12 protein-coding genes are annotated in these 11500 nt (G+C 41.6%); 3 read left to right on the plus strand and 9 right to left on the minus strand.

The window, feature by feature from the left end:
- Positions 1-364 precede the first annotated feature (364 nt).
- Positions 365-1051 carry a ribulose-phosphate 3-epimerase gene (rpe, locus tag F895_RS14345; RefSeq protein ID WP_005239537.1) on the minus strand — a complete coding sequence of 229 codons (687 nt, stop codon included), beginning with the start codon at positions 1049-1051 and terminating at the stop codon, positions 365-367.
- Between the two features lie 176 nt (positions 1052-1227).
- Here rpe and F895_RS14340 point away from each other — a divergent pair, with 176 nt between their 5' ends.
- The gene (locus F895_RS14340; protein ID WP_005239538.1) at positions 1228-1503 is read left to right on the plus strand and encodes a DUF2218 domain-containing protein; all 276 of its coding nucleotides are present in this window, start codon (positions 1228-1230) and stop codon (positions 1501-1503) included.
- A 124-nt stretch (positions 1504-1627) separates the two neighbouring features.
- A complete protein-coding gene (locus F895_RS14335) occupies positions 1628-2635 on the plus strand; it encodes an OmpA family protein (RefSeq protein ID WP_005239539.1) in 1008 nt (335 codons plus the stop codon).
- Between the two features lie 29 nt (positions 2636-2664).
- On the opposite strand, the gene fghA is transcribed toward F895_RS14335, so the two are convergent.
- The 7 genes from fghA to F895_RS14300 form a co-directional block, all read right to left on the minus strand.
- On the minus strand, positions 2665-3504 hold the full coding sequence (gene fghA, locus F895_RS14330) for an S-formylglutathione hydrolase (RefSeq protein WP_005239540.1): 840 nt from the start codon (positions 3502-3504) through the stop codon (positions 2665-2667).
- A complete protein-coding gene (locus F895_RS14325; protein WP_005239541.1) occupies positions 3473-4918 on the minus strand; it encodes a C13 family peptidase in 1446 nt (481 codons plus the stop codon). The genes fghA and F895_RS14325 overlap by 32 nt, the downstream gene beginning before the upstream one ends.
- Before the next feature lie 209 nt (positions 4919-5127).
- Entirely contained in the window at positions 5128-5931 is an 804-nt protein-coding gene (locus F895_RS14320) for a class I SAM-dependent methyltransferase (protein ID WP_005239542.1), read from the minus strand.
- Positions 5931-6752, minus strand: coding sequence for an undecaprenyl-diphosphate phosphatase (locus tag F895_RS14315; protein WP_005239543.1), 822 nt, complete (start codon positions 6750-6752; stop codon positions 5931-5933). Before F895_RS14315 ends, F895_RS14320 begins: the two co-directional genes overlap by 1 nt.
- Before the next feature lie 8 nt (positions 6753-6760).
- Entirely contained in the window at positions 6761-7459 is a 699-nt protein-coding gene (gene tsaB / locus F895_RS14310; protein WP_005239545.1) for a tRNA (adenosine(37)-N6)-threonylcarbamoyltransferase complex dimerization subunit type 1 TsaB, read from the minus strand.
- 131 nt (positions 7460-7590) lie between these two features.
- The gene (locus F895_RS14305) at positions 7591-8118 is read right to left on the minus strand and encodes a gamma carbonic anhydrase family protein (RefSeq protein ID WP_168926850.1); all 528 of its coding nucleotides are present in this window, start codon (positions 8116-8118) and stop codon (positions 7591-7593) included.
- Positions 8119-8139: 21 nt separating this feature from the next.
- Positions 8140-8754, minus strand: a complete 615-nt coding sequence (locus tag F895_RS14300; protein WP_010590104.1) for a CoA pyrophosphatase — start codon at positions 8752-8754, stop codon at positions 8140-8142.
- Between the two features lie 120 nt (positions 8755-8874).
- On the opposite strand from F895_RS14300, the gene F895_RS14295 reads away from it, so the two are divergent.
- The gene (locus tag F895_RS14295; RefSeq protein WP_010590103.1) at positions 8875-9423 is read left to right on the plus strand and encodes an NUDIX hydrolase; all 549 of its coding nucleotides are present in this window, start codon (positions 8875-8877) and stop codon (positions 9421-9423) included.
- Positions 9424-9464: 41 nt separating this feature from the next.
- Here F895_RS14295 and F895_RS14290 read toward each other — a convergent pair whose 3' ends face one another.
- Positions 9465-11483, minus strand: coding sequence for a putative pilus system protein FilF (locus F895_RS14290; RefSeq protein WP_005239551.1), 2019 nt, complete (start codon positions 11481-11483; stop codon positions 9465-9467).
- Positions 11484-11500: the final 17 nt, after the last annotated feature.

The following is an 11500-nucleotide window of genomic DNA, read 5'->3' on the forward strand; positions in this document are numbered from 1 at the left end:
GTTCCTTGTTTCAATGATCAAAAAAGAATTTAGCCTAGCTAGGATAAGTTTTTTTACAGTGATGCACAATCATCTTTGTATTTGAATTTCGATAATTGCAGCGACATCCCACCCTAAACTGCTGCTTTATCAAACGAACTGATCTACGAATAAGCACGAGTAAAAATAAAGCAAAATGAATAAGTTAATGCACAAAAAAAGGACAGAAAACTGTCCTTTTTTGATTGTTTTGCTGTGAATATAAACAACTGAAATCATTTTGTTTATTTTAACAACATCTTATCCACCTGCTTATCAACACGGTTATCCACCGAGTTATAAACAAAGTTATCCACAAGCTTATGTGAATAATAGAATGAAAATACTAAACTTCTGTTGCACCAACTTGAGCCAGTTCTGCACGCATTTTATCAATTACAGTCTTATAGTCAGGTTGACCAAAAATCGCTGAGCCTGCGACAAACATATCTGCACCCGCCTCTGCAATTTCACGAATATTGGCTGGCCCGACACCACCATCGACTTCTAAACGGATATCGCGACCACTGGCATCAATAATCTGACGTGCTTGGCGTAATTTTTCCAACGTCATTGGAATGAATTTTTGCCCGCCAAAACCAGGGTTAACACTCATCAATAAAATTTGATCGACTTTATCCAGCACATAATCAAGATAGTGCAACGGCGTTGCTGGATTGAAAACCAAACCGGCCTTGGCACCACCAGCCTTAATCAACTGCAAAGAACGGTCAATATGATCGGTTGCTTCAGGATGGAAGGTAATAATGTCTGCACCAGCATCCAAGAAATCGCCAATCATACGATCAACAGGAGATACCATCAGATGCACATCAATCGGCGCTTTGATACCATAGTTTTTCAGGGCCTTACATACCCCTGCACCAAAAGTCAGGTTAGGTACATAGTGGTTATCCATCACATCAAAATGTACAACGTCTGCACCTGCAGCTAGCACTTTTTCTACATCTTCACCTAAACGTGCAAAATCAGCAGATAAAATCGAAGGTGCAATTAAATAAGGCTTGGACATGGATGACCTGGCAAACTCTGAGAAAAATGATGCATGCATTATAGCAAACTTAGTCCGCTTAGGTCTGTTACAAAGTCATTATTGCAACCTTGCAACACCACGTTGCATCTAGACAGTTTTTATCTCCTGTTAGCTTTGCTATGTTATTCAATGAAATTTTAGGATAGAAGAGCAATATGAATAGCAGTACCAATATCACTACGACTGAAGGAAAACGGATCAGTAAACGTCTAGTCAATCATTGGAAACATAAGTTTGAAGTCTTGGAAACTGAAACAGATTCAAAAATTTTTATGCCAACCGCGACAGTTACGCTCACGCCACAGGAACAACACTTAACAGTACTGATTGAAAATCAACAAGAAGATGTAGCGCGTCTGGAACAGGTCGTGATTGACCATTTAAATCGTATGGCGCAACAGGAATTTGTAGCGGAATGGCAGCATAGTTAAACGCCGAAAAAGTGTTAAATCAGCTGGCAGATCATTTTCTAATTCGATCTGTCAGCTTAAATTATGTTAATTAAAAATCGTATTTTGTTTTGGATATCATGTATGCCTTAACTAGGGAAAACATATGAACAATAAAATTTCATCCGTGATTTTAATAACGACAATCATCAGCCTAACCATCATCGGTTGTAGTAAAAAACAAGAAAAAACTGAGGCAGCCGAGACAAGTGCCGCGACAACAGAACATCCATCAGCAAAAGCACAGACCAAAGCAGATAGCTTCAACATCAATCAAATTCCGATTTCAAATATTGAACTTGGAGATTTTCCATTTATTCAATTGCCTAAAGGCTATCATTTTGCTCATCAATCCACTGAAAACTTTGCTCAAATGGAGTTCTGGGTCGGGGATCGACTAGAGAAAGTTGAAGGTAAGCTTTTTAATGGACGAATCGATGCTGAAGAGAATAACAAACAGGCCTCCTTGTTAGAGTTACAGCGTAATTTAGAGGCCGTTATTACCCGCTTAGGTGGGAAGAAAATCACTGACCGTAAAATCCCGGCAGAACTCGCCACCCAACTTTCAGAGAAATATGGGGTATCGTATGTAGAGGGCTTAGGTGATATTTATAATAATCCAACACAAAGCTATGTGATTCATCAGAATGATCGAGATATCTGGTTTCAAATCACTCAAAGCGGAAATTCATCGGGTCTATTGGTCTTAGAAACTCGCCCCATAGACATAACGGCACGCCCCCTATCCGCAAGTCAGTTAAAAACAGCCTTGGATCAATATAATAAAGTGGATATACACATCAACTTCGAAACAGACAAAGCTACACTGTTAGCAAACTCAGATGAACAAATCACGCAAATACTGAACTTGTTGAAAAGTGATGACGCCCTCAAGCTTGCAATTAATGGCTATACCGATAACTCAGGTGAATCCGCACATAACTTAAAACTCTCTCAGGCAAGAGCACAAACGGTCGTCAAAGCATTGACGGATGCGGGGATTGATCCATCTCGTTTAAAGGCGCAAGGCTTTGGCGATAGCAAGCCCGTTTCCAAGAATGACTCAGAGGAAGGTAAAGCAAAAAATAGACGCGTCGAGTTAGTAAAATTATAATCTCTAAAAAATTAAGAACCTTTTGGTTCTTAATTTTTCTCTAACTGAATCGCATGAAACTGTAAATGATCGTCGATAAAACTTTGAATGAAATAATAGCCGTGATCATAGCCTTTGTGTTGGCGTAAAGTCAGATGTTGGCCTGCATCCAGACAGGCTTGCTTAAATTTTTCAGGGTTTAATTGCGCATAAAACTGATCATCCAAACCTTGATCAATTAAGATTTCATCGAACACACTGCCTTTTTGCTGCACCAAAGCCGTCGCATCATGGGCAAGCCATTGTTGTTGATCCACACCTAAATATTGTGTAAATGCCTTTTCCCCCCAAGGGCAAATGCTGGGCGCACAGATTGGGGCAAAGGCCGAAACCGATTTAAATTGCTCTGGATATTTAAAGGCCAAGGTCAGAGCGCCATGTCCACCCATCGAATGCCCGAAAATACCGATTTGGTTTTCGATCACAGGCAACTCTTGCAAGGCCTGTGCATAGAGTTCATCAACCAGATAGGACTCCATTTGATAATGCGCTGCCCAAGGCTGTTGCGTTGCATTGAGATAAAAGCCAGCACCCTGACCAATATCCCAGTGATCACCTTGAGCCACATCATCTCCACGCGGAGAAGTATCAGGCGTAATCAAAATCAGGCTGAGTCGAGCAGCCATCCGTTGTGCATGTGCCTTGATGGCAAAGGTTTCTTCGGTACAGGTCAGTCCCGCAAGATAAAACAAAGCGGAACAAGGCTTGCCTGCTAAAGCAGCGGGTGGTAAATATACCCCGACTTTAGTTGTTCCCTTAAGGTGCCGAGACTCAAGTTGATAAATGCGTTGCTCGCCCTCAAAACAACGGTTTTTTTGCAGTAGCTGCATGTTCATCACCCTGTGTTCTCGTTATATCTGTTGATGCGATATTCTGGGCTGGAAATAAATAGGGTTCAAGCTGTGGCAGCATCAACTCCATATTTTTCCCAATTGCCCACTGCGGCTCAGAAGGTTCCACCCCCTGCGCAACTTCCCATTTGGTCACTGTTTGTTTGGCCTGCTCAAATGCGGTTTTCATTGAATATTGTTCGCGCATTGCCAAGTCAAAAAATGCTCGACCGAAATAAGTATAATCCGCTTCGTTGTTACAGCCAAAAGAGGTTTTATCCGCCGCAGAGGCCGTAATAATTAAAGTATCAGGTGACTGTAATGCAGGAATAAAACTCCCTGAATAACAGGCTGAAATCACAATCACACGCCAGCGAATACCCGACTTATCCAGTGTTTCCCTCAACCATTTAGGATCAACTTGATCTAAATCCAAAGGCGCATTTTCAATTTCAAAATGATTCCGCTCACCATGTGAAGTCATGTAAAGAAACAAGACATCACTGTCGCGATTCATTTGTTGACCAATACGGCGTAAAGCCAATTCCATACTGGTTTTAGATGCAATCGGTACGTCCAAACGTGTTGCTGGATTATTAATCAGCATAATAGAACGTCCAAAGGTGCCAAAACGCGTATCGAACTGTTCTCTTATACGTTCGATTTCAGACTTAAATACATCCACATAACTATCGCCCGCGACTCCCATAAAGTACCAGTGACTTTTGGCAATATCGCCATATTGAATCTGATTCAATGCTTTATCAAGCAAATGACTTTGCGCATAAAATGCATTTTCGGCAAAGCTTGGTGGCGTTTCTTCAACTTTCCAGATTGGCTGATCTTTCACTGAAAGTTGCCAAACCACCATGGTGGCAATGGTGGCGACAAAGACCAAAGCACGTTCCCACCATGGCCAGTTTAAAGCGCGAGAAAACACCCAAATGACTGCCAGACTTTGCCAAACAAACAGCCCAACAAATAAAGGCGGTAAAAAACCGTTATAAATACTGTCAGGAATAAAATTGAGATAGCCGTTTGAGCCAAGATATTGAATGATGCATTGCAACAGCAGAATATTGGTATCCAGTACCAGCCATAACAAGGCTGGCACTAGCATTAAGCGTGGCTGATTCATGCGTTGCGACAGGAAAATCCCCACAATCAAGGCAATAAATGGCCAAAGGGCATAACCAATCAGGCCTTGTGTATTAAACTCCCCCATCTGTCCAGCAACCAGCCAGCTATAAAGCGAGTTAGTACAGCCACCTAAAATACCCCAGATAATGAGTTGGGTAATCGAGGGATGGACGACCTGCAAGGAACGACGTGACCCCAGAAACAACCACATGCCAGCAATTTGGTTACTTTTAAAATCATGCCAGATATTAATGGAGGGTTTGAGGTCTATCATAAAATTCTTCGGGAGTTTCTCTTTTCAAGCCTAAACTGAAAATATGCCATTCTAATGATTGAATGCGCAGTACTTTTCCTAAAAGACGCAATGCGTGACTGTAGTGTAAGCTCGACAAGAATTTTTTAGCAATCATGCTTTTGCACTATATCACAAATTTTTACCGAGCATTGACGCAAGCCAAACAATCATTCAATTCCGATTTAAATTTAATCTTTTGGAAAGTAAGCATCGAAACGACAGGCATCACCTAACCATTGATGATCTGGAATTTGATCTGCCAAATAGACTGCGTGACGTGGACGTTTCACTATGACACGCTTCGCAATCTGTGTTGCTAAATGTAGCAATTGATCACCTAAATCCATTTCCCCATCTTCAGGCAACAACATATGCAATAATTGCATTTGTTTTTTGACTTGTGCCTGTTTCTTGGCAGCCTGCTGATTCTGATCACGCTGTGGGAACATTGGATCTAGATATATCACATCCACTTGCTCACCATGCTGAACCAGTTGCTGTAAATACGTGTTGGAGTCCGCATAAATCAACGTTATCCGCTGCATAAAGCTTTGCAAAAAAGGATCTTGTTCAGCACTTGCTTTGCTATATTCCAATAGCACAAACAAGATTGGATGACGTTCAACCAAACGAACATCAGCACCTAAATAAGCCATGAGTAAACTGTCATGGCCTAAACCGGCAGTCGCATCAATCAACGTTGGTTTTTCCCCCAACTGGCATGCGCGTGCAATCATTTCAGATTTTAGGCTGGCTCTTTTCAGACGAGCAATTTCTGCACGCCAATCCGGCTGCATTTTCATCCCATTGGCGGCAAGGCTGAGACCATCCTCGTCAAGAACCAGTGCCATGTCAGGATTCAAGCGTAAAAAACGGGCATTGATTTTTTCAACCACTTGTCCATTGAGCTGCACATTCAGTGCAGCTAAACGGTTCTGTAGTTGTTGAAACGGCTCTTCATATTCCGCTGCATACCAACACCCCATCTGCATTACCAATGCACCCAACCTGTCCACCATGTCACGAGAATAAATAAACCAAAGATAATGCGATAATAAGCAAATGCAGTGAAGTCGTGTTTAGACACATAACGGATCAACGCACGGATCACTATCAATGCTGAAATAAAAGCAACGATAATTCCAACGCCTAATACCAGCATGTCATTGCTATGCAACTCATGACGCATCTTGTACATATCCAGTAAGCCTGCACCCATCAGTACTGGAATTCCTAAAAAGAAGGAAAACTCTGCAGCTGCTTTACGTGATACGCCTAAGAATAATGAGCCAATAATGGTCGAACCAGAACGAGACGTTCCTGGAAATAAAGCCAAGCACTGGATCAAACCAATTAAAGTAGCTTGTTTAAAACTCAGATCATCCACTTCTTGCGTAACAATCTGATGTGGACGGCGTTCCGCCCATAAAATAATAAAGCCACCCACAATCAAGGCAATCGCAACTGTAATCGCATTAAATAAATAAGCCTTGACCACATCACCGAAGGTCAGCCCAATAATCACAATCGGGATTGAAGCAATAATCAAGTTAAGACTTAAACGGCGTCCTTGTTCCTGCCCCGTCAGCGCACCAATGAGTGCACCCCACAATTTACCCCAATATTCATAAATTACGGCAGCAATCGCACCAATCTGTACTGCGACCGCGAACATATCTCGTTTTTCAACCGTCCAGAAATCTAGTAACTGGCCTGTTAAAATCAGGTGCCCTGTACTCGAAATGGGGAGGAATTCGGTAATCCCTTCCACCAATCCCATAATTGCTGCTTTAAATAGCAATAAAAGATCCATAATTAACCTTAATTCGATTTACCTTGTTCGGGAATTTTTTTCCAAGCATCATCACGTAAATACACTGGCAATGCCTGTTCAGCATCCACCCATTTTTGTTGTGCAGCATAAACTCGAGCAATTGCAGCAATATCTTGTGCCGTTGCCTTGATACTCACATTTGTGGATTGATGATCAGAAATCTCTTCTAAGTTTATTTCGGTGGGCTGAATTAATTCTGAACCCGAGCCAATGGCTATAAATTTACAATAGGCACTAGCCTGTTCATAATTCAACAATTTCTCATCATCAATAGCCTGCATGATGCCCTGTGCATCCAGACTAAAATTCGCAATATAAACTTCTTGCATACGTGCATCGAGTACCGCCGTTACTTGCGCTAAGCCCTTAAGACGATAAGCCGCCTGCGCCAATGCCTGTAAACTAGAAACAGGAATCACAGGTAAATCCTGAGACCATGCGAGGGCCTGTGCCACCGCTGCATTAATGCGTACTCCGCTAAATGAACCAGGACCCCGGCTAAATGCAATCGCAGTTAAATCGGCCAGCTCAGTTCCAGTTTGCAATAAGGCTTGTTCAGTTAAAGGCAAAATGGTTTGGGTTTGTGCTTTGGTTCGCTCATCCAATTGAAAATAGAGTTCTTCATTATCATGGATGAATGAAACAGAACACTGCTCATTTGCAGTTTCCAATGCCAGCAACTTCATGCAAAAACCTTAGAGAAAAAGAGATAAAAAACATCGCGTATCATACTCCACTCAAACGCGATAGGCGAGTTATTGTCTTTTTATCGCCATAAAAAAGCCAAGTATAAACTTGGCTTCTTCAACTGCAATGATTAGAACTGGAACGGCTCTAAATCTAAGAATTTTTTATAATGTTCTGCATAATGTAAGGCACTGAAACGTAATCGTGCAGCGCCCTGCTCATCTAAGGTTTTCACTACTTTACCAGGTGAACCCATGACCACCGAATTATCTGGAATAATTTTTCCTTCAGGAATTAATGCATTAGCGCCAATAATACAGTTTTTCCCAATCACGGCATGATTCAGAATTACTGCATTCATACCAATCAGTGAATTATCACCAATGCTACACCCATGCAGCATTACTTTATGGCCAATCGTGACATATTCACCCACATTCAATTCAATGCCCGCATCAGTATGTAACACTGCATTTTCCTGAATATTGGAAAAGTTACCAATACGAATCACACAATTATCAGCACGAACCACAGCACCAAACCAGATGCTGACCTGACGCCCTAATTCCGCTTGGCCAATCACAGTAGCCGTTGGTGCAACCCAACCATCCCAAGGTTCATGTAACGCTTTTGGACTCAGTCCCTGATAGGTATACAGCATGATAAATACTCTTAAAGATTAAAACTTAGATAAACCAAAATGTGGTGGATTCACCAAAAACGGCCAGTGTTTTTGATAGCCCAACCCGTATTGGAATAAAGAAATCAGCATGCGGGCCGTCAATCCCCAGACAATTTCACTTTCGACCTGCATACTCGGAAAATAAAGCGACTGTCGAGCTAAACGCACTTCATAAGGCAAAGGTGGAGCATCAATCAGCTCTTGCAAAGGTGCAAAGAAAATTCGGTCAATTTCGGTCGGCTGAGCAATTAAATCCACTTGAGCAGGTATTAATCCCACGATCGGTTTAACAGACAAACCACTGCGGGCACGCTGGATTGGCAAATCGCCCAATAGTTTGACATCAAACGGATTCAGTGCGGTTTCCTCTTGTGCCTCACGTAAGGCGACCACAATATTACTGGTGTCACTCGGGTCTCTTTTCCCACCAGGAAAAGAGACCTCACCCGCATGTTGAGATAATTGCATCGAACGGCGTGTCAGTAAAACCTTCGGCTGGGGCTCGTGGGTAATCGCAATCAAAACAGCGGCATCTGCCTGCTGGATTCGTTTGGAAAAACGCAACCGTTGTTGTAAAAGCTGTATTAACGATGGTTCTTCCATATGACTCATCTCTTTTTCTCTTATTCCTTAATTAGCATCATAGCCGAATTTTTAACTGCAATCATAGATCATGATGCGAAGTCATCAAAATTCAGTTATGCTGAGTCATCTCTACGGCTGATGATAATTATGAGCTTTTGCGTTGTATGTGGACATCAAACTGAAGCAAAAATTCCACTAGGTGATCATAAATCACGACTTGTCTGCACTCATTGTGGCAACATTCACTACGAAAACCCAAAAGTGATTTGCGGCGCATTGGCTCTTTGGGATGACAAAGTTTTACTTTGTCGCCGTGCAATTGAACCTCGCTATGGCCTTTGGACCTTGCCCGCAGGTTATATGGAATTATTTGAAACCATGGAACAAGGTGCCGCCCGTGAAACCCGTGAGGAGGCAGAAGCCGAAGTAGAGATCGAACAATTGTACTGTATGTACAATATCCCGCGTATTGGACAGATCTATGTATTATTTAAGGCTCATTTAAAACAAGGTTTATTTGGTGCAGGTGAAGAAAGCATTGAATGCCGTCTATTCGAAGAGCATGAAATCCCATGGACAGAACTGGCTTTCCCAAGTGTGGAGCAGACGCTTCGACATTATTTTGCTGACCGCAAGACCGGACTCTTTCCACCCCATTTAGAAACACTCGGAACCCGACTTGATCATACGGGTTAAAATAAAAAAGACCGCAGATGCGGTCTTTTTTATTGCCTCAATTAAGACTTAATCTTAATGGCATTACATGCTGGAATTTTTTGATCTGCAATACGGATACTGGCGGTTCCTTGATAACCTTTTGCAAATGCACGTTCTTGAGCTGTTGGTTCAACAAATTTGCTCTTATCTGTTCCCTCTTTATCATAAGCATTGATATAAGATGTCATATATAAAGCAGAATTATTCAACCAAGACACTGTATTGTTGGAGAAGTTGGTCAAGTTAATTCCTGTGGCCTGACCATTCAATAAATTATGCACATTGATTTTTGCACCACTAATATTATTTTGGCCATTTAAAGAGGTAAAATTCAAACCAAGTAATACCCCATCAATCGCACCAAATCTTGAATTTGCAAAAATCATCCGTACCGTAATCGATTTATCATTGGCTGAATAAAGTGCTCCACCTGTCGTACCTATCCGATACTGTGTTACACCATATTCATCAAGCAAGCTACCATCTGGTTGTGGCTCTGCTTTGGCGCAGTTTCCAGACATATCCGTTGCTGTTGCATCTTTTTTAATGTCAGTACGAATATCACCATGCTCATCAATCACAATACCTAAATCCACTGGTGCAATAGTCGTATCCTGAAATTTAAAGGTCAGCGTTGCATAGAGAGGGAAAGCATAACGTTGCCCAGACCGAACATTAGCTTCTGTGGTAAAGACATCTTTTGGTAAATAGCTGGCTGGGTTGACCTTAAATACATCCGTTACCCCTTTATAATTCACACCTGCAACATTTTGCTGCCACGCGCCTAGATCTTTTGCATTATTAAATGGATCTGTAGATTTAAATTTCATCAACTGTCGGTAGACCGCTTCGGTACTCGCAATATTGGTACCGTTAATCAATTTCCCTTGCGTCATTAACACATCTTCAGCTGCATTACTATTTAATGTGAAGCGTAACGGCTGATTTGGGTTAATTTCCTGATTAATCAAGTTAAACCATTGATTTTGCGCTTTGATTTGCAGCTTGTCAGGTTTAGTCGTACCAAGCAACACTATCGGTGGAGATACAATATTATTGTTAATCACTGGGCTACCACGCCACTGTTGGCCAGAACCAATGATATATCCCTGACGATCAGTCAATAGCTCAAACCGCCCCATCGAGTGTAATAAATTTGCACCTTTACCATCTTTAGTATTAAGACAGTCTGTATACAGGTCTCTATTACATCCAAACAGCCCATCAGGAAATACACCACTTCCCTCATTAGGAACCTCAACAACCGCTCCATTACTTCCTGCTTTAAAAATAGGTAATTCGGCATACCAAACTCCCATATTACTTAAATTCAGTAATTGAGTAACCACTGCAAATGCTTGTTCATCACTGATTTTACTGACATCCAGCCATGGTTTGAGAATCCCCGCATAAGCACCGTTCTTTAATTCTGTAGCACCAATATCGCCACTTATACTAGAAAGCGTATTTTTCTTTTCAGGCGTGAATTCAATCGGTTGTACGTCACCAATCGTATTCGTATCATCAGCAATACTTTGACTCTGGAAAATTTTCACCAAAGCCATCGCTACTCTTATGGTATCGTCGCTCATACTTAAACTAGCAGGTGTTTGGCCTGTCAGTCCCATCGCAAGATCAACAATCCGAATTCGTGCAGGTACTCCAGCCACTTTTGTTTTAGTGATTTTATCTAATTGAATGGTGCCCAAACTGATTTTTCTTGAACTCTCTGCACCCTGTAAATAAAAACTAACAGTATCACCTAATTTACAAGCCCCAGTAACGATGTTGCTATCCAGTTTCGTCGCAAAATGATTGACTTTATCACTGCTACAATCAAAATTTAGACCTGCTACTGGGTAATCCAATACAAATTGCAAGCAGTCTGTTGCACTAATACTGCAACTGGTATTTGAGGTAACGCCTATCGTGCCTTTTGTTGGATCTTCGTTGATCTTCGCGCTTTCACTACCACATCCATGTAAAAAAATAGCCAATGCTGAAAAAGCAAATGGTAATAATATCTTTTTGTTCATCATTGATTAATCCTATCCAT

Origin of the sequence: Acinetobacter sp. CIP 64.2 (assembly GCF_000369645.1) — a bacterium.
GTDB lineage: Bacteria > Pseudomonadota > Gammaproteobacteria > Pseudomonadales > Moraxellaceae > Acinetobacter.

What these genes read in the sequence shown, in the direction of transcription:
- rpe (WP_005239537.1), bottom strand. Translation starts at nt 1,051, where the DNA reads ATGTCCAAGCCTTATTTAATTGCACCTTCGATTTTATCTGCTGATTTT.
- F895_RS14320 (WP_005239542.1), bottom strand. Translation starts at nt 5,931, where the DNA reads ATGCAGATGGGGTGTTGGTATGCAGCGGAATATGAAGAGCCGTTTCAA.
- tsaB (WP_005239545.1), bottom strand. Translation starts at nt 7,459, where the DNA reads ATGAAGTTGCTGGCATTGGAAACTGCAAATGAGCAGTGTTCTGTTTCA.
- F895_RS14295 (WP_010590103.1), top strand. Translation starts at nt 8,875, where the DNA reads ATGAGCTTTTGCGTTGTATGTGGACATCAAACTGAAGCAAAAATTCCA.
- F895_RS14315 (WP_005239543.1), bottom strand. Translation starts at nt 6,752, where the DNA reads ATGGATCTTTTATTGCTATTTAAAGCAGCAATTATGGGATTGGTGGAA.
- F895_RS14325 (WP_005239541.1), bottom strand. Translation starts at nt 4,918, where the DNA reads ATGATAGACCTCAAACCCTCCATTAATATCTGGCATGATTTTAAAAGT.
- F895_RS14340 (WP_005239538.1), top strand. Translation starts at nt 1,228, where the DNA reads ATGAATAGCAGTACCAATATCACTACGACTGAAGGAAAACGGATCAGT.
- F895_RS14300 (WP_010590104.1), bottom strand. Translation starts at nt 8,754, where the DNA reads ATGAGTCATATGGAAGAACCATCGTTAATACAGCTTTTACAACAACGG.
- fghA (WP_005239540.1), bottom strand. Translation starts at nt 3,504, where the DNA reads ATGCAGCTACTGCAAAAAAACCGTTGTTTTGAGGGCGAGCAACGCATT.
- F895_RS14335 (WP_005239539.1), top strand. Translation starts at nt 1,628, where the DNA reads ATGAACAATAAAATTTCATCCGTGATTTTAATAACGACAATCATCAGC.
- F895_RS14290 (WP_005239551.1), bottom strand. Translation starts at nt 11,483, where the DNA reads ATGATGAACAAAAAGATATTATTACCATTTGCTTTTTCAGCATTGGCT.